We start from the raw sequence: 17,990 nt of genomic DNA on the forward strand, positions 1-17,990 counted from the left end.
TCGCTCCGGGTCCCTCGTCCCGCTCAGGCGTCCTCGGCGGGCGTGGTCACGCCCTCCTCCCGTGCCCGCTGGGCGCTCACCTCAGCGGCGGGGCCGACGAACCCTCCGCCGGCCAGCAGCGCTGCGAGCACCGCGGGTGCGGCGGCCAGCCCGTCGTCCGCGACCAGGAGCCGCGGCGGCGTCCCGGTGGCGGCAGGTGCTTCCGGCGCGGGGCCGCTCCAGGCGGGCAGATCGAGGCCCAGCCGGTCCGGGCTCGAGCGCACCTCCGCCACCCAGTCATGGGCCAGGGCGGGCAGCGGGCCGTCGAAACGGGGCGCGAGCGAGACCGCGCCGAGGGCCAGCACCTCGTCGGCGTCGGCGGCGAGCGGGGTATCCGGGCGGTCGGTCGCCACCACCCGGGGGTCCGGGTCATCGGCGTCGCGCTCGGGCTCCGCGTCCCGGTCCAGGAGCGTCACCTCCGCGCCGAGCGACCACGCGGCCAGCGCCAGCACCAGACGCTTCCAGTGCGCGGGGAGGTCGAGGACCACCGTGTCCTCGGGGTCGAGGGCGATCTCGTCGTGCAGATGGCCGATGGACTTGATCACCCAGTTCGCCAGCACGTGCCCGGACAGCTCGATGCGCGCGGCCTCCCCGTACCAGGCCAGGGCGGGGCGGGGCCCGCTGCGTTCGAGCGCCGTGAGCAGCTGGGTGGACGTCTCGGGGCTCATCGGGGGTCCTCCGGGGTCTCGGGGCGGGTGATCTCGACGTGCACGGGTGGCAGCTCCTCGGCCAGGGCCTCCGCGCAGAGCGCGGTGCGGATCCGTTCCGCGAGCTCGCCGGCCGCGATCCAGTCGGTGGGGGCGCTCCCGGCGGGAGTGACCTCGAGGCGGGTGGCGCCTGGGACCTCCGGCAGGCGGCGGCCGCCCGCCGGTGGAGCGGTCCCGTCCGATCGGTCGGTGCCCGGTGCGTCCGTCCCGGTGTCGGTCGGGACCAGGCGCGCCGTGGCGCCCCGGGGAGGATCCCCGTCCCGCGGGAGCGCGGCCACTGCGAGCGCGCGGGCGATCCGTTCCTGCGCGGGTTCGGGGGACATCCGCGCGATCGGCTCCTGGGCGGGGGAGAGGCCCAGGGCGACCCACACCGATTCCAGACTGGGCCGGCGGAACCAGTCGTCGCCGCCGGTGCGTGAGAGTTCCCGGGCAGGGACGTCGGCCGAAGTTGCCTCCGCCACTCCGCGCACGAGCGCCGCGGGCACCCCGTTCGCCTTGCCCTTGACGAGGTCGGCGGCGGCGGCGAGCTCGTCGGCCAGCGCCCGGACCGTGACCGTCAGCGGGCGGCCGTCGGCGTCGACGCCCCCGCGGAGATCCTGCAGGGAGGCGACGCCGGCGGCGCCGAGGGCGATGTCGCCCACCCCCACGCGCCAGATCCGGGAGGAGGTGTCCGTGAGCAGCACGCCGAGGTGCAGGCCCAGCAGCTCGGCCAGGGCGTCCCGCAGGTGCCGGGCGCTGGCGTCGGGGTCCTCGGGCAGCAGCAGGGGGCCGTCGGGGGCGTTCGAGGAGTCCACGCCGGCGGCCGCCATCACCGGTCCGGAGGCGATCTGCACCACCGAGGTGACCACGCGGGTGTGGCGTCGGCGGGCGACCGTGCGCACCGCCGCGGCCTCGACCGCGGCCTCCCGCTCCTCGGGCGCGACCCGCAGTCCGGCCGCCTTCGAGACGACCTTCGTCGAGAGGCACAGCACGTCGCCGTCGCGCGCCCCGAGGTCGCGCAGGGCGGGGGCGAGCACGGCCGCCAGGTCGTCCCCCTCGCGGATCTCCGGGATCCCGCGGACGGGGAGGATCTCGACCGCTCCGGAGGGCGGAGGGGAGGACGGCGCCGGCCTCGCGGACGGTGCGACCTGCGGACGCTGCGTCGGGGTCACGGGGGCCTCCCAGGTCTGTGATTCGGGCGGTCGGAGGGGCCCGGCGCGCCGAGCGCGCTTGACGCCCCATAACTACACGGGTGTATTTTAGGGCCGCAACAGGCCTTCGGTGGTCACTCAGCAGTGGAAGGAGAGGTGGCGATGGACGACGAACTTGTCAAGGATGACGCACGCGCGGAACTGTCCCTGATCGACCTCGCCGGGCAGGACGCCGACGATACCGGCATGTCGTGGCAGGACGTCGAGGAGATCGACGACGTCGAGATGTCGTGGCAGGAGCGCGCCCTCTGCGCGCAGACCGACCCGGAGGCATTCTTCCCGGAGAAGGGCGGCTCCACGCGCGAGGCGAAGAAGGTGTGCGTCTCCTGCGAGGTGCGCGCCGAATGCCTCGAGTACGCCCTCGAGAACGATGAGCGCTTCGGGATCTGGGGCGGACTGTCGGAGCGTGAGCGTCGCAAGCTCAAGCGCCGGGCGGTCTGACGACGTCACTCGGTGAGCGACCGTCACATCACAGCTGTCGTCCTGCTGAGCGGGTCGACCACCGAGCGCTCCCATCGCGCGACCTTCGAGGCCCTGGCCGGGCAGACCCGGCCCGCTGATCACCTGCTGGTCATCGCGCCCACCGACCTCCCTGACGCCGTCCTGGTCGCCCTCGACGAGCAGCTCGGCGACGGCACCGTCGACGACGTGCTGATGACCGCGGGGACCGTCGGTCGCACCGGTGTCGTGCGCGAGGCCCTCGACCACCTCTCCCGCGCCCACGCCCCGGCCCCCGAGAACGGCGACGACCTCGAGGACGAGGACGACGAGACCGGCCGCGGGGACGCTCGCAGTGGACGCCGCGCCCGGGCGGTCGACAGCGCCGCCGTCGAGCGGCACCGCACGCAGCAGGCCGAGGACCTCGCCCGCATCCCGCAGCGTCTGCGCGAGGACCGCTCCCGACCCGGGCGTCGCGCCGGTCTGCTCGCGGGAGCGGACGACGAGAGCTGGCTGTGGTTCGTCGTCGACGGCTCCACCCCGGCGCGGGACGCCCTGGAGCAGCAGCTCGCGATGCTCGTGGAATCGCCCACCACCGGAGTGGTCGGCGCCAAGCGGGTCCGCCGCAGCGATCCCGGCCCGCCCCGGGAGGATCCCGGGGCGGAGGAGCAGGAGGAGGACCTCACCGCCGAGGGAGCCGACGTGCTCGTCGACGTCGGCCTCACCCTCACCCACGCCGGACGCATCATCACCGGCGTCGATCCCGGCGAGATCGATCAGGGGCAGGCCGACTGGCGCCAGGACGTCCTCGCCGTCGCCCTGCCCGGGATGCTGATCCGGGAGCAGACGCTGCGCGAGGTGGGAGGCCTCGACCCCGACCTTCCCGCCCCCTGGGCGGAGATCGACCTGTGCCGGCGGGTCTGGCGCTCGGGTGAACGGGTCGCGGTCCAGTCCGCCGCCCGCATGCTGTTCCCGCAGCCCACCCGGCCCCGCCTCGAGCGCCTGCGCGAGCAGGGCACCGGCCGGATGCTGGTGCAGCTCAAGCACCGGTCACTGCTGATGGCGCTGGGTCTTCTCCTGCTGCTGCCCCTGATCACGCTCGCCCGCATGGCCGGGGCCGTCGCCGCCTCGCAGCCGCGCCGGGCCGGGATGGAGCTGCGGGCGTGGGCCGCGGCGATGACCCGGGTGGGCAGGGTGCTCGGCCGCGGCCGTCGGGACCGGCGCCGGGCACGGGTGCCCGGAGGGCGGCTGGCCCCGCTGTACCTGCCCCGCGGCGAGGGGGCGCGCCGCCGTCTCGACGACGTCTGGACCCGCGTGTTCGCCGATGACGACCGCCGCCGGCGAATCCGCCGCACCACCTGGGGGATCGCAGGAACCCACCACGGCGTCGACGATGCCGACTACGGCCGCCATGTGGTGTGGAGCGTCGTGGTCGCGCTGGCCGCGACCGTCCTGGGCATGACCGCACTGCGCGGCGTCTTCGGCCGGGGCGAGCTGAGCGGGCCCGGCCTGCGCGCGCTGCCGGAGAACTCGGCCGCCGCCTGGGAGGCCGCATGGTCGACGTGGATCCCGGGCGGGCTGGGCGAGCGCGGCCCGGGCGACCCGCTGCTGCGCCTGCTGGGCCATCTGCCGATCACCGGCTCCGCCCTCGTCGAGGCCGTCGTCCTCGCCGTCGTCCCGGTGAGCGCGCTCGCGGCCTGGTGGGCCGCCGGGGCGATCACCCGCGCCGTCGGCGCCCGCCTGGTGCTCGCGACCGTCTGGGCGCTGGCGCCGCCCCTGCTCGCCGCCCTTACCGTCGGCGCCTGGCCGCTGCTGCTCGTCCACGCGCTGCTGCCGCTGCTCGCCCTCGCCGTCGGACGCGCCGTCGGCCTTCCGCACAAGGCATCCCAGGCCAGCATCTCCGCGGCCGCCGCCGGGGGGCTCCTGCTGCTGGTCGTCGGCGCGGTCCAGCCCGCACTCGTGTTGCTGGCCGTGCTCGCCCTGGCCCTGATCGCGCTGTCGGCGCCGGGCCGCCGTCTGCGTCTGCTGTGGGTCCTGCTGCCCTCGCTCGCCCTGCACGCCCCCTACCTCCCCGTCTACCTGGGCCACCCCGAGACGCTGCTGGCTGTCAGCGGTGTCCCGGCCCGGGCCGGCACGGCCACCACGACCGATCTGCTCTCGCTGTGGCCCGTCGCGCCCGGCCTCCAGGATCAGCTCACGCCGCTGCTGGGGTCGACCGGTGCACTGCTGCTGCCCATGCTCCCGGTGGCCCCCGTCGTGCTCGGCGCGATCCTCGCCCCGCTGCTGGCGGGCGACGCCGGTCGCGCCGGACGTTTCAGCGTGCTGGTGGCGGCCGCGGGATTGATGACCGTGCTGCTGACCCGCGGGATCCCGGTCGCCGTGGCCGGCGACCAGCTGGCCCCCGCCCCGCTGAACGCCCTGCTCAGCGCGACGCTGCTGGCCCTGTCCGTCGGCGCCGCCGCGAGCTTCGACGCCCTCGCCCGGCGCGAGCGGGGCGACGGTCGCGGTCGGCGCCTGCTCACCGGCGTGATCGGCACCCTGGTGGCCGCCGTCTGCGTCGTGACCGTCGTCGGCTGGACCCTGCTGCTGCCCGGCCAGCTCCGCATCGACCGCGTCGAGGGCAGTGAGGTCCCTGCGGCCGCCGCCGACCAGGGCCGCACCGACGCCCGCTCCCGCGTGCTCGTGCTGGAGCAGCGCGAGGACGGCTCCGTCGATGCCCATCTCGTGGTCCACGGCGGGGACTCCGCGAGCCAGCACGCGTCCATCGCCGACGCCCGCGCCGTGGACAGCGCGAGCAGCGGGACGGCGATCGACGAGGACCCCGCCGACGCCGCCCTGCGTCAGGCCGTGGCCCGGATGCTGTCCTCCGGCGCGGATCCGACCGAGGAGGGCGATCAGGCCACGGCGGGCCTCGCCATCGCCTACGTCGTCGTCGAGGGCGAACCGAGCGAGCACTCGGAACTCGTGTCCACCCTCGACACCTCCACGCTTCTCGAGAAGGTCACCGAGGGCAGCCGCGGCGGCATGTGGCGCGTGATCGACTCGGCGCCGCGCGCCGTCGTCCTCGGCGGCGACGAGCCCGTGGCCCTGTCCAGCGGGATCATCGGCGCCACGGGGGAGATCCCCGCCGCCGACGCGGAGCGCACCGTGCTGCTGTCCGAGCGACAGGACAGCCAGTGGCGGGCGACCTTGGAGGGCACCGAGCTCGAACCGGTCACCGTCGACGACTGGGCTCAGGGCTTCACCGTCCCGGCCGGGGAGAGCGGGCAGATCGACATCCATCGCGAGCAGCCCGCCCGGCTCCTGTGGCAGATCCTGCTGTACGCGACCATCGCCCTGACCGTGCTGATCTCGATCCCCTGGCGCGTGCGCAGCCGGGTCGCGGAGGAGATGTATGGCTGAGAACGACCCCGGCCCCCTGGAGGACCCCGCCGATCTGCGCGCCCCGCGCCGCGGACGGGCGCGTCCGGTGCTGGCCGTCGCCGCCCTGATCCCGCTGGCCGCCGCCGTCGGTGCCGTGACCGTGTCACCCGCTCCCGAGACCGTCCCGGTCACCCGCGCCGAGACGCAGTCGCAGCCCGGGGCGAGCACCCTGCGCTGCCCCGGACCGATGCAGGTCCCCGAGGACCTGTTCACCGAGGGCGCCGATGACGAGCTCGCACTGAGCCCGCCCAGCGAGACGATCGGCCTCAGCTCCATGGCGCTGGAGACGGACTCCTCGCTGCTGTTCGGGACCGTGAGCGGTTCCGAGACGCTGCAGGAAGCGGACGGCAGCGCACGCGCTCCCTCGCTGACCACCCTGGGGGCCGACGGGAGCACCCTCGAGGACGCCGCCGCGACCTCGAAGCTGGGTGCGGGCGTCCAGGTGCTCCCGGGGGTCGAGGAGGCCGCCTCGGTGCGAGCGGCCACCGCCGAGGGCTCGCGCCCCGTCGCCGACGCCGTCCAGTCCAGCACTACCACCAGCGGCGACTTCCGCTCGCTGGCCCTGACCCGCTGCGAGGAGCCCACCACCGACGCCTCCTTCCTCGGCGTCTCGACCGACACCGGCGACAGCTCCGCCCTCGTCCTGCGCAACCCCACACAGCGCCCGGCGACCGCCTCGGTCCAGATCTGGACCGAGGACGGCCCGGCCCCGATGGAGGGCCGCAGCCAGGTGGTCGTCGCGCCGGGCACGGAGGAGCGGGTTCTGCTGGAATCGGTGGCCGGGGGCCAGGACGCCGTCGGGGTGCGCGCCTCGGTGCTCGGTGCGCCCCTGGCGATGCACGTCCAGACCACCGAGCGCAACGGGCTCACCCCCGGCGGCGCCGAGGTCCTCCAGCCGCTGCCGCCCGCCTCCCTCGAGCAGGTGCTGCCGGGGGTCGAGGCCACGGGCACGTCGCCGACCGTGGTGCTGGCCAACCCCCAGGGGGCCGACACCACGGCGAGCATCGAGGTCACCGGAGCGGACGGACCCGTCGACGACGCCTCCCTCGAAGACGTCGAGATACCCGCCGGGGCCGTGGTCCCGGTGCCGTTGGAGTCAGTGACCGAGGGGACCTACTCGGTCGCGGTCCGCTCCCAGGACCCGGTGCTCGCGGTCGCCCGCTCCACGGCGGCCGGCGAGGACCTGCCGGGCGACACGGTCGGCACCCCCGTCGACTTCGCCCTGACCTCCCCGGCGCCCGCCCTGAGCACGAGCGGCCTGCTGGCGCTGCCGCAGGAGGGCGGGGTCGGTGCGCTGACCCTGGCCGCCACCGACGATGCGAGCGTGACCGTGGTGCCGATCGGGTCGGACGGCACCGCCGGCTCCCCGGTCGAGGCCGATCTCGCAGCGGGCACCTCGAGCGTCATCCCCTGGCAGGAGCTGGCGATCGACGGCACGCGCACCCGGGCCGTCACGGTGGTGCCGAGCGTTCCCGGCGCCGTGCACGCCGGATGGATGCAGCGTGAGAGCGACGGGAGCGGGGGAGACCTCATCTCCTCCCTGCCGGTGCCGTCCGCGCAGCTGAGCACCGACGCCCTGACGGTGCGGCTGCAGGACTGATCGACGAACTGCGGGGCGGGAGCCGTGGGCGAGGGACGAGCCGGCTGCGGACGGCGCGCGGGAGGAGACCAGTCGATGAAGACCGGGACTGATCGACGAGCTGCGGGGCGGGAGCCGTGGGCGAGGGACGAGCCGGCTGCGGACGGCGCGCGGGAGGAGATCAGTCGATGAAGACCAGGACTGATCGACGAACTGCGGGGCGTACGGTCACTCGCCCCAGGCGTCGGGGTCTACGTCCTCCGGCGGAACGTTCAGCAGCGAGCCGATCTGCTCCGCCAGCACCTGGCGCACCAGCGTCTCCAGCTCCTGCTCGCCGAGGCAGCGGGTCTGGACCGGGCGACGGTAGATGATCACCCGCGCGGGATGCTCCCGCGACGGGGGCAGTCCGCGTCCCAGCAGCACGGTCGCGTCCTCCCACGGGGCGGGATCCGTCGGCGGGACCTCCTCGACCAGCACCTGCAGATGCGCCAGCCGGCGGGGGAACCGCTCGGTGAGCGCGGCCCCCGCCTCGGCGACCGTGTCGTCGAACTGCTCCCGGCGCGTGCGGTACCCGGGAAGATGGGGCGGGATGAGATCCCAGCGCCGGCCGCGTCCGCGCCGATCACGGCGCCGCGGCCCCGGGTGCGGACCCGGGGTCCCCGGGCGGAGCGGCTCGACATCCATGGGGCAACCCTAGCGCTCGTGACGGTGTCCTGCCCGGTCAGGGCGCGTCGTCGACGTCGCACCGTGCGCCCTGCGTACACTGCTGGACGTGCCAGCTCGTGAATGCTCCAGAACCGCCTGCTCGCGACCGGCCGTGAGCTCCTTGACCTTCGTGTACGAGGACTCGACGGCCGTGCTGGGGCCCTTGTCGCGCAGCAGCGAGCCACATGCCTACGATCTGTGCGGGGAGCACGCGACCCGGATGACGGCGCCCCGCGGGTGGGAGCTGCTGCGCGTGCCCGGCGGCGGCGAGGTCAGTGACGATCTGGTCGCCCTCGCCGATGCCGTGCGCCCTCGGCCGGAGCCCACGACGGAGACGACGATGGATCCTTCCGCGGGGCCCGCGCCCACAGCAGGCGCGCCGCGTCGGCCCTCCGACCGGGACGAGAATCCCGGCCGTCACCTCCACGTCATCAGGAGCGCGAATGACTGATGCGTCGGGCCCTCCTCCGGCCGCGCCCGTGGACCTCACGGCGATCGTCACCACCAACGACGTGCGCGGCGTCGCCGGCGAGCAGTTGACCGTCGAGGTCGCCCGCGCCCTCGGCGCCGCCTTCGCGGATCAGCTGGAAGCCCCCGCGCTGATCGTCGCTCATGACATGCGCCTCAGCTCCCCGGAGCTGGCCCGCGCCGTGATCGAGGGGGCGGTGCGTCGCGGGGCGATCGTCGCCGACGCCGGGCTGTCCTCGACCGACCAGCTCTACTGCGCCTCAGGCCTCCACCAGGCGGCCGGGGCGATGGTCACCGCCTCCCACAACCCTGCCGAGGACAACGGTCTCAAGCTGTGCCTTCCGGGCGCCCGGCCGATCGGCCGCGACACCGGACTCGAGGAGATCCGCCGCGGCGCCGAGGCGTATCTGGCGGCCGGGGAGATCCCCGCGCACGACGAGGGGGAGGGCCGTGCGGAGCCCCTGGAGACCCTGCCGGACTACGTCCGGACCCTCCGCGAGCTGGTGGCCGTGCCCGCGCGGCGCCGGCTGCGGGTGGTGGTCGATGCTGCCAACGCGATGGCCGGGCACACTGCGCCCGCGGTCCTGGGAACCCTCGAGCACCTCGACCTCATCCCGCTCCACTTCGAGCTCGACGGGACCTTCCCTCATCACCGGGCCGATCCGCTGGATCGTGCGACCCTCCGCGAACTGCAGGGCACGGTGGTGGCCGAGCACGCCGACCTCGGGCTGGCCTTCGACGGGGACGCCGACCGCTGCGTGGTGCTCGACGAGACCGGCGCCCCGGTCCCGCCCTCGGCCGTCACCGCCCTCATCGCCCGGGGCGAGGTGACCCGCGCCCGCGCCGCCGGCCAGGAACGTCCCGCCGTGGTCGCGAACCTGGTCTCCTCCCGCCACGTCGCCGAGACGGTGCGCGAGGCCGGCGGGGAGCCGGTGCGCTCCCCGGTCGGCCACTCCCTGATCAAGACGCTGATGGCCGAGCACGACGCCGTCTTCGGAGGCGAGCACTCGGCGCACTACTACTTCCGGGACTTCTTCTACGCCGACTCCGGCATGCTCGCCGCTCTGCACGTGCTGGCGGCACTCGCGGGGACCGACGGGCCGGCCTCCGCGCTGATCGCCGAGCACGACCCCTATTCCTCCAGCGGTGAGATCAACTCGCGGGTCCGTGAGGCGGATGCCGCGCGGGAGCGGGTGCGGGAGCACGTGGCCCAGCTGCCCGGAGCGCGCACGGACGATCTCGACGGGCTGACCGTCGAGCACTGGGACGAGGAGATCCGACCCGAGGAGCGCTGGTGGTTCTCGCTGCGCTCGTCGAACACCGAGCCGCTGCTGCGGCTGAACGTCGAGGCGGAGCGGGAGACCACGATGATCCGGATCCGGGACGAGATCCTCGCCATCGTGCAGGACGAGGACCTCGCGGGGGCCGCTGCCGAGGCGCCCGGGTCGGGTTCCGCGGGCGACGAGGCGACCGACGAGGTCACCGAGCCGCTCGAGGAGGCCGTGCCGACCGCGGCCTCCAGCGGTGCCGAGGTGCCCAGCTGGGTGCGCTCACGGCTGCGCTGCCCCGACTGCGGCGGTGAACTGCGCGACGTGGATGCGGCACTGCAGTGCGCCGAATGCCGCCGTCGGTACCCGATCGAGGGCGGCATCCCGGTGCTCATCGCCGGGCGGCAGTACCCGCCCGGGACCTGAGACAGCTCGAGCGCCTCAGGCGCTGAAGGGTACGGCGCGGACCTCTGCCGAGAGCTCCTGCTGGCGGTCCTGGGCCCGCCGCAGCCGTGTCTCGTCCCGCTGGGAACGCTCGGCCACCACCGCGGCCAGGAACTCCTCGGGGTCCGTGCCGGGCGGCGGAGCAGGGGCGACGTGGCCCAGGGTGCGATGCAGCAGGTCCCGGGAGATCTGCCGCCGGGAGGCGGGATGGATCGCCCCCGCGCGGGGCAGGAACGAGCGGATGTCCTGCCTCAGCGCCAGCGGGAGCCTCCCGACGTCCGCGGTGGCGGCCCAGGCGCTGAGCGCCTCCGGCACCGTGACCCGCTCGGGCTCCGGGTCGCGCATGCGCTCCTGGATCACCACGGTGCCCGCCAGCAGATCCCCGACACGGCGAGAGCGACGGTCGATGACGGAGCAGGCCAGCGCGAGCGACCCCGCCGTCGACCAGATCTCCAGCATCGCCATCACCGCGCGGATCAGGCTCTGGCGCACGTGCACGGGGCCGCCGTCGTCCCGCACCACCCGGGTGCCCATCGCCAGGCGGCCCACCGATCGACCGCCCAGCAGCAGCTCGCACAGCACCGGATAGCCGACGTAGGCAGCCACCGACATGGTCAGCACCCCGGCGGCCACCAGACCGTCGTCGAGGTCCGCGCGGGCCGCGGCGAAGGCGACCCCGACGGTGCCCAGCACGAGGATCCCCATCTGCAGCGCCCCGTCGATCACCGCGGCGAGCATGCGGGCGGCGAAGGAGGCCGTGCGCAGATCCAGCAGCACGGCGTCCCCCGTGATCACGGCCTCGCGATCGATACCGGCCGGGGTGGCCGTCGAGGTGCCCGTCGTCGTCATGGCCCCATCCTGACACCACCGCGCGGCGGAGGTCAGCATCGAGCGTCGGCTTCCGACCGGGCCGGCTCCGACTTTCGTCGGCGGTCCCGGCGAGGGCGGCGTCCTACGCTGACGGTGTGGACACCGACGCCTTCATCGCCGTGCACCGACCGCAGTGGGAGCGGCTCGGGACCCTGACCCGCACCCGGAACCTCGACGCGGGCGGGATCGACGAGCTGATCTCCCTGTACCAGGAGACCTCCACCCACCTGTCCACGGTGCGGTCGACGAACCCGGATCCGGCGCTGACGGCGCACCTGTCGCTGCTGGTCCATCGCGCACGGCTGCGGATCACCGGTGCCCGCACCCCGCTGTGGAAGCACGCCCGGACCTTCCTGTGGGAGGACTTGCCCGCAGCCCTGTACGCCGCCCGCTGGACGGTGGCGCTCGCCGGGGGGATCTTCCTGCTCGCGACCGTCGTGTCCGGCCTGTACTTCGGACTCGACCCTGTGGCGCGGGGGCTGGTGCTGCCCGAGGCAGCACAGCGATCCCTCGCCCAGCGCGACTTCGTCTCCTACTACTTCGAGGGCGAGGCCTCGGGCTTCGCCGCGCAGGTGTGGACGAACAACGCCTGGATCACCGTCCAGGCCGTTGTGTTCGGGGCGACCGGGATCTGGCCGGTGATCATGCTGCTGCAGAACGGGCTGAACATCGGCCTGTCCGCCGGCGTGATGGGCGCCTATGGCGGCCTGGACACCCTCTTCGTCTACCTGCTGCCCCACGGGCTGCTCGAGATCACCGCCGTGCTGGTCGGCGCCGGGGCTGGGCTGCGCACTTTCTGGGCCTGGGTGCGCCCGGGACCGTTGCCGCGGCTGTGGGCGCTGTCCCGAGCTGCCCGGGCCCTGGTCACCGTCGCGATCGGTCTGGTGCCGGTGCTGCTGATCTCCGGATTCATCGAGGCCTTCGTGACTCCGAGCTCGCTTCCCCCCGCCGTGCGCATCGCGATCGGTGCGATCGCCTGGATCGCATTCCTGGTGTTCATGCTCGGACGCGGTCGCCAGGTGCACCGTCAGGGCGTCACCGGCGACCTCTCCGAGGAGATGGTCGGCGACAGCGTCGCGACCGCCGGCTGATACGCAGGGAGCCTCGGCACGCGGCCTCACAGCGCGGACCGGGGCGTCGCCGGATCCGGCGCTGTGCAGGGATGTCCTGTCGACCATGCCGCGGTCGACCGCGTCGCACGACGCCTCGTCGACGCACAGGCGCGGCTCAGAGGCGGCCGGCGGCCTTGAGAGCCAGGTAGGCGTCCGCGAGGGCCTGCGGCGCCCGCTCCGGCGGGGCGTCGACGACGTGCGCCCCGACCCGCTCCAGCGCACGGGAGACCCCGCCGCGCTCGGTGCGGGCCTGCTCGGCGGCGGCCGCCCTGTACACCGTCTCCAGATCCCCTCGGCCCGCGGCGAGCTGCTCGAGCGCGGGATCGGCGACGGAGGCCACCACCAGCGGATGGTCCTTCGCGACGCGGGCCGCGACCGGCAGCAGCCCGGTGTGGATCGCCGAGGGCTCGACCGGGGTCAGCAGCACCACCAGGGAGCCGCGGCGGGAACGTTCGGAGATCGAGGCGGCAGCCCGCTCCCAGTCGGTCTCCACCAGCGCGGGGTGCACGGCCGCTGTGGCGGTCACCATGTCGTGGAGCACCGTGGTGCGCGTGCGGCCGAGCACCGAGACGTGCGGGATGCGGTCGATGCACAGCAGGTCCACGCGGTCGCCGGCCTGTCCGGCCAGCGCGGTCAGCAGCAGCGCCGCATCGAAGGCGGCATCCAGCCGGGTCGAGTCACCGAGCCGGCCGGCGGACGTGCGTGAGGTGTCCACGACGATCAGCACGTGCCGGTCCCGCTCCGGTCTCCAGGTGCGCACTACGACGCTGCGGCGACGAGCGGTCGCACGCCAGTCGATCGAGCGCACGTCGTCACCGTCGACGAAGTCCCGCAGCGAGTCGAACTCGGTGCCCTGGCCCCGCTGATGGATGGCGGCGAGCCCTTCGATCTCCCGCAGCCGCTGCACTCGCGAGGGCAGGTGGCGCCGTGAACCGAAGGGGTGGAGGGCGAGCAGGCGGCCGGGGGCCCCGGCCCGGGCGGTGCGGCGGGCGAGTCCGAGCGGACCGCGCGAGGCGATCAGCAGGACCCTTGAGCGATGCTCCCCGCGTCGGGTCGGGGTGAAGGACTGCGGGACCGCGCGCCGCTCCAGCGCAGGGATGCGCAGTGCGGACCGCTGCTGCGCCAGTCCGGCGGTGGGGTTCCAGGCGTCGCGCACCTCGAGGGCGGCGGCCCGGCCCGTGGGGTTGGTCAGCAGCAGCCGCCCGGTGACCTCGTTGCCCAGCCGCACCTGGATCGGTGCCTCGCGGCGCACCCGGATCGCGCGTGGGCTCGGGGCGGCGAAGGCGTCGGCGAGGACCACCAGCGCCCACACCACGAACAGGGCCAGCAGCACCCACCAGGACGGCCACAGCACGATCACCGGCAGGGCGAGCAGCGCGACCAGGGCCGCGCGGGGGGTCAGCGAGATTCTCATCCGGTCATGCCTCAGCGGGGCACCGGCACGGAGGCGAGGGTCGCGGCCAGCACGGACTCGACCTGCGTGCCCTCGAGCTCCGACTCGGTGGTCAGGCGCACCCGGTGCGAGAGGGTGGCCGGGGCCATCATCTTGACGTCGTCGGGGGTGATGAAGTCCCGCCCGGACAGGTACGCCCAGGCGCGAGAGGTGCGCAGCAGGGCGATCGCGCCGCGGGGCGAGACGCCCAGGGACAGGCTGGGGGAGCGGCGCGTGGACCGGCACACGTCGACGATGTACTGCACCACCGGGTCCTCGGCGACGACCCGCGAGACGTCCTGCTGGGCTCGGTGCAGGGAGGGGACGTCCACCACGGGCCCCAGGCCCATGGCGGAGAGGTCCGTGGTGTCGAAGCCGTCGGCGTGGCGGCGCAGCACGTCGACCTCGACCTCCCGGTCGGGCAGCGGCATGACCGCCTTGAGCAGGAAGCGGTCCAGCTGCGCCTCCGGCAGGGTGTAGGTGCCGTCGAACTCGATGGGGTTCTGGGTGGCGATCACCAGGAACGGGTCGGGCAGGGGCCGGCTCGCACCGTCGACCGTGACCTGGCGTTCCTCCATCGCCTCCAACAGCGCGGACTGGGTCTTGGGCGGGGTCCGGTTGATCTCGTCGGCCAGCAGCAGGTTCGTGAACACCGGGCCCTCGCGGAAGACCAGGTCGCTGGTGGTGTTGTCGTAGATCAGGGAGCCGGTGATGTCGCCGGGCATCATGTCGGGCGTGAACTGCACGCGGCGCATCCGGACGTCCAGCGCGGCGGCGAGCGAGCGCACCAGCAACGTCTTGGCCACTCCCGGCACACCTTCGAGCAGCACGTGACCGCGGCACAGGAGGGCCACGACGTGGCTGGTCACAGCAGCATCCTGACCGACGACGCCCTTGTGGATCTCCGTCGAGAGGCTCTGCAGGTCGGTCCGGGTGTCCTGGTCGACCTCGGGGGCGGTGCCGGTCGCCGGTGCGCTCGTCGGGACCGGGCCCGGCAACGGGTCGGGACCGGCCCCGGCGGGGCCGAAGGGCTCCGGGGTGGGGGCACCGGGGGTGGTGTCGGTCATCGGTCGATCTCCTTCTCGAGACGGTCTAGGTCCTGGGCGAGTCGCACGAGGTCCTGGTCGCTGGTGACAGGGGTGGGGCCGAGCAGCTCGCGCAGCTGCTCCGGGGAGCGGTCCACGTGCGGCGCGAGTGCGGCCAGCAGTCCGTCGAGGGCGGATTCGCGGCGCAGGCCGAGGCGGTCCGCGAGTCGGGTCGCAGCGGCGGAGCGCAGCGAGGAGGCGGCCGCGTCGCGAGAGTCGGACTGCTGCATCAGCCGCGAACGGCCGAGCACCAGCTCCTGTGGACGCACGGTGACCGGGAGCGGTTCGACGACGACGGGGCCGAAGCGACGACCGACGGCGAGCAGGGTGATCACGGCGACGGTGAGCAGCCACAGCGCGAGCGGCCCGGCCCAGTCCGGAAGGTAGCCCAGGAGCGTCTGCCCGGCGGTTCCCATCGGGTCGCCGGGGGAGGGCACGTACCAGGTCAGTTCACCGGTGCTGCCGAGGGCGTTGAGCGCGAGGGCCGAGTTGTCGGCCTCCCCGATGCCGTCATTGGTCAGCAGGTCCGCGCTGCCCAGCACGAGGAGGCCGTCGGCCGCGGCGACCAGGGAGCCCTCGCCGGAGCGGAAGCAGCCGTGCGCCTCCGGCGAGGTGCGGTAGAGGGTGGAGGGCCCGTTCAGCCCGTCCTCCTGGTCCGGCACGTGCAGGGCGCGGGCCCCGTGGGCGAGGTCCCCGCAGGCGGGACCGGCGGGCAGGTCGCTCGGGGAGCTGATCGACCCGGCGGGACTGATCTGCTCGGTGACGTACGACAGGGTGACGAAGTCGGGCTGGACCAGCACCAGGTGGCCGTCACCGGCCTCCCGGGCGTCGGCCAGGGTCGTGAGCTGTTCGGCCGACAGCGAGCTCGGCGCGGTCACCAGCACCGTGCCGCCTCCCTGCAGCGCCTCGGCGGCATCGTCGGTGTGGCGGTCCTCCTGGACCTCGACGTCGAGGTCCTCGAGCACCTGCACGACGGCCTTGGATCCCTGGCCGGTGGGGGCGTCGGGCTCGAGCGGACCGTCGCGGTAGAAGCCGCGGGCGATCGAGGCCAGCACGGCGGCGAGCACCGCGAGGGTGACCAGCACGACCAGCCAGGGGCGCCGGCGGTCCTCCGTGGGGGTGCCGGACGCGGTCGCGCGGCCGTCCCGGGCACCCGTCGCGGCGAGGTCCGGGGCGGCCGTCGCGGTGGTGCGGGCGGAGACGGAGGGGCTCGACAGGCTCATGGACGGCCTCCGGTGTGGGCGTCGTCGCTCCCGTCGGCGGTCGGGGAGGCCCCCTCGACGTCCCGGGAGGCTCCTGCGGAGTCGGCCGCGGTGAGATCAGGTGCCGCATCGGCGACGTACTCGGCCAGCCGTAGCAGGTCGTCGGCCTGCTTCTCGGTGGCCGGGCGGTGGGAGTAGGCGGCGGTGTCGAAGGCATCGGCCCCGCGCAGCAGCCTGCCTCGCAGGTCCGGATAGGCGCGCGCGGCACGGTCGGCGGCCTCGTGCGCCGTCATCCCGACGGAGACGTCGAGCAGGGTGCGCACCTCGAGGTCCCGGACCAGGGCGCGCAGGGCCAGCACGGTGCCGTCGTCGGGCCGTCCGCCCACGATCGCCTCGCGGGAGGCGGTCCGCAGCTCGGAGGCGGTCAGGACGGGATCGGCGTCGAGCTCGGCCGCGACCGCGAGGGACGGGTTGCGGCGGATCAGGCCGGTGCGTCGCAGCACCAGGAAGGCCGCCGCGAGCAGGACCAGGACCAGCGCCACCGCGACCACCGCCTGGGTGGTCGAGGAGCCATCGATCCCGTCGACCAGGTCGACGAGCCATTGCTCGATGGTCCCGAGCAGCCATTCCACGAACCCGGGGGAGTCGTCGTACTCGGACTTCGACAGCTCCTCCAGCAGGCGCGAGCGCGCCTCGTCGGGGTCCACGGGCGGAGGACCGGCGGTGATCATCGTCCGCCGTTCCCCTCGGCGTCCCAGTTCTCCCGCGCCTGCCGCGTCAGCTCGACGTCCCAGGCTTCGTGGCGCATCCGGTTGTCGGCGTAGACGGCCGCGAACCCGGCGGAGAGGAACGGTGCCAGCAGCACCGTCGCCAGGTAGGTGCCGAGCATCGTGATCACGGTGAGCACCATGATGCCCAGCACCATGGCCTGCATCGAGCTGGCCAGCAGGATCACGAAGTACGCGACGCCGGCGACGAAGACGAACACGCCGGAGACCACCTGGGTGGCGAAGCTGTAGATGACGTAGAGCAGCACGCTGATGCCAAGGACCCGCCACAGCCTGCGGCCGGCCGTCATGCGGAAGGAGCGGGCGATCGAGCCGAGCACTCCGGAATCCTCGATGACCAGGGCGGGAATCGCCAGGATCGTGCGGGCCCAGATCCAGACGTAGGCGAGCACCCCGATCCCGATGCCGACGAGGAGCGCGCCGATGGTGAGCACCGTCGGCTCCTGGAGCAGGATCAGCGGCAGGGCGCCGAGTGCGGCGGGGATCCCGAGCGCCACCAGGCTGAGCAGGCCGATCAGGACGCTGATCGCGATCGCGGGCAGCGCGAGCTGCCGGGTGCGCGTCCGCATCTGCGCGCCGGTCACCGGCCGGCCGGTGGCCTCTCCGATGGCGACGGCGGTCAGGGCCACGGTGACCAGCGAGGCCGCCAGCATCGTGATCACCCCGGTGATCATCGAGGAGCCGACGGTGATCAGCACATCGGAGGCCGAGAACGTTCCGCCCATGGCGGGGGCATCGGGATTCTCCATCAGGGCCTGCATGTCGCCCATCATCGGGATCATCCCGGCACCGTTCGTGAGGGTGAGGAACACGAAGGCGACCCCGTAGACCGCGGCGGCGAGGGAGAGCACCGTCCTCGCCCGCACCCGGTAGATGCGCAGGGCGGCGCCGAGCACCTCTCCCAGGCCGAGGGGGCGCAGGGGGAACAGCGGCAGGGACTGCACCAGTTCACGTCGGGGCCCGCCGGACGGGCCGGGGGCGCCGGGTCCGGGATGCGGCGCCGCGCCGTCCGCCGGCAGCTCGGAGGGGGGCAGATCGGTGCTCTCGTGCGATCCCGGTGCGGTCCAGCCCGTGCTCATCCGTCCTCCTGCTGCAGTGCGTTCCCGTCCTGAGCGCGACCGTGGCCGACCAGGAGCGGAGCGATGTCCTGCAGCACAACCTACGGACCCCGGGGCCGTGGACCGATCCGACGAACGTCGATGACCGCGCGTCTTCCGGACACCCCCGCCCGGGGCGGATG

General features: G+C 74.1%; 15 protein-coding genes. 6 read left to right on the top strand and 9 right to left on the bottom strand.

Going from position 1 to position 17,990, the window contains the following annotated elements; genetic code table 11:
* Window positions 1–23: 23 nt before the first annotated feature.
* Together JOF43_RS17525 and cofE are read right to left on the bottom strand one after the other, a co-directional pair.
* Complete coding sequence (locus JOF43_RS17525) at window positions 24–707, bottom strand: TIGR03089 family protein (RefSeq protein ID WP_209904339.1); 684 nt, start codon at window positions 705–707, stop codon at window positions 24–26.
* Window positions 704–1,897, bottom strand: a complete 1,194-nt coding sequence (gene cofE / locus JOF43_RS17530) for a coenzyme F420-0:L-glutamate ligase (protein WP_209904340.1) — start codon at window positions 1,895–1,897, stop codon at window positions 704–706. The genes JOF43_RS17525 and cofE overlap by 4 nt, the downstream gene beginning before the upstream one ends.
* 225 nt (window positions 1,898–2,122) lie before the next feature.
* On the opposite strand from cofE, the gene JOF43_RS23045 reads away from it, so the two are divergent.
* From JOF43_RS23045 to JOF43_RS17545, 3 genes are read left to right on the top strand one after another with little or no spacing between them, the layout of a single operon-like run.
* Window positions 2,123–2,377 carry a WhiB family transcriptional regulator gene (locus JOF43_RS23045; protein WP_377783823.1) on the top strand — a complete coding sequence of 85 codons (255 nt, stop codon included), beginning with the start codon at window positions 2,123–2,125 and terminating at the stop codon, window positions 2,375–2,377.
* A gap of 12 nt (window positions 2,378–2,389) precedes the next feature.
* Window positions 2,390–5,776 (top strand): hypothetical protein, encoded by a 3,387-nt coding sequence (locus tag JOF43_RS17540; protein ID WP_209904341.1) that lies wholly within the window; start codon window positions 2,390–2,392, stop codon window positions 5,774–5,776.
* Window positions 5,769–7,397 carry a DUF5719 family protein gene (locus JOF43_RS17545; protein ID WP_245354600.1) on the top strand — a complete coding sequence of 543 codons (1,629 nt, stop codon included), beginning with the start codon at window positions 5,769–5,771 and terminating at the stop codon, window positions 7,395–7,397. Before JOF43_RS17540 ends, JOF43_RS17545 begins: the two co-directional genes overlap by 8 nt.
* Window positions 7,398–7,604: 207 nt before the next feature.
* On the opposite strand, the gene JOF43_RS17550 is transcribed toward JOF43_RS17545, so the two are convergent.
* Window positions 7,605–8,060 (bottom strand): metallopeptidase family protein, encoded by a 456-nt coding sequence (locus tag JOF43_RS17550; RefSeq protein WP_209904342.1) that lies wholly within the window; start codon window positions 8,058–8,060, stop codon window positions 7,605–7,607.
* Window positions 8,061–8,193: 133 nt separating this feature from the next.
* Between JOF43_RS17550 and JOF43_RS17555 the strand changes: the two genes are divergently transcribed.
* Window positions 8,194–8,532 carry a DUF3499 domain-containing protein gene (locus JOF43_RS17555; RefSeq protein ID WP_377784677.1) on the top strand — a complete coding sequence of 113 codons (339 nt, stop codon included), beginning with the start codon at window positions 8,194–8,196 and terminating at the stop codon, window positions 8,530–8,532.
* Window positions 8,525–10,243: a Trm112 family protein gene (locus JOF43_RS17560; protein WP_209904343.1), complete on the top strand. Its 1,719-nt coding sequence runs from the start codon at window positions 8,525–8,527 to the stop codon at window positions 10,241–10,243. Before JOF43_RS17555 ends, JOF43_RS17560 begins: the two co-directional genes overlap by 8 nt.
* Before the next feature lie 15 nt (window positions 10,244–10,258).
* Here the strand turns inward: JOF43_RS17560 and JOF43_RS17565 are convergent, their stop codons facing one another.
* On the bottom strand, window positions 10,259–11,110 hold the full coding sequence (locus JOF43_RS17565) for an RDD family protein (protein ID WP_209904344.1): 852 nt from the start codon (window positions 11,108–11,110) through the stop codon (window positions 10,259–10,261).
* A gap of 116 nt (window positions 11,111–11,226) precedes the next feature.
* Here JOF43_RS17565 and JOF43_RS17570 point away from each other — a divergent pair, with 116 nt between their 5' ends.
* Window positions 11,227–12,222 (top strand): stage II sporulation protein M, encoded by a 996-nt coding sequence (locus tag JOF43_RS17570; RefSeq protein WP_209904345.1) that lies wholly within the window; start codon window positions 11,227–11,229, stop codon window positions 12,220–12,222.
* Between the two features lie 136 nt (window positions 12,223–12,358).
* Here JOF43_RS17570 and JOF43_RS17575 read toward each other — a convergent pair whose 3' ends face one another.
* From JOF43_RS17575 to JOF43_RS17595, 5 genes are read right to left on the bottom strand one after another with little or no spacing between them, the layout of a single operon-like run.
* Complete coding sequence (locus JOF43_RS17575) at window positions 12,359–13,657, bottom strand: DUF58 domain-containing protein (protein WP_209904346.1); 1,299 nt, start codon at window positions 13,655–13,657, stop codon at window positions 12,359–12,361.
* An 11-nt stretch (window positions 13,658–13,668) separates the two neighbouring features.
* Window positions 13,669–14,742 (bottom strand): AAA family ATPase, encoded by a 1,074-nt coding sequence (locus JOF43_RS17580; RefSeq protein ID WP_209904347.1) that lies wholly within the window; start codon window positions 14,740–14,742, stop codon window positions 13,669–13,671.
* Complete coding sequence (locus tag JOF43_RS17585) at window positions 14,739–15,983, bottom strand: DUF4350 domain-containing protein (RefSeq protein WP_209904348.1); 1,245 nt, start codon at window positions 15,981–15,983, stop codon at window positions 14,739–14,741. The genes JOF43_RS17580 and JOF43_RS17585 overlap by 4 nt, the downstream gene beginning before the upstream one ends.
* A complete protein-coding gene (locus JOF43_RS17590) occupies window positions 15,980–16,693 on the bottom strand; it encodes a DUF4129 domain-containing protein (RefSeq protein ID WP_209904349.1) in 714 nt (237 codons plus the stop codon). The genes JOF43_RS17585 and JOF43_RS17590 overlap by 4 nt, the downstream gene beginning before the upstream one ends.
* Window positions 16,690–17,829: a glycerophosphodiester phosphodiesterase gene (locus tag JOF43_RS17595; protein WP_209904350.1), complete on the bottom strand. Its 1,140-nt coding sequence runs from the start codon at window positions 17,827–17,829 to the stop codon at window positions 16,690–16,692. The genes JOF43_RS17590 and JOF43_RS17595 overlap by 4 nt, the downstream gene beginning before the upstream one ends.
* Window positions 17,830–17,990: the final 161 nt, after the last annotated feature.

It is taken from the genome of Brachybacterium sacelli (assembly GCF_017876545.1).
Classification (GTDB): domain Bacteria; phylum Actinomycetota; class Actinomycetes; order Actinomycetales; family Dermabacteraceae; genus Brachybacterium; species Brachybacterium sacelli.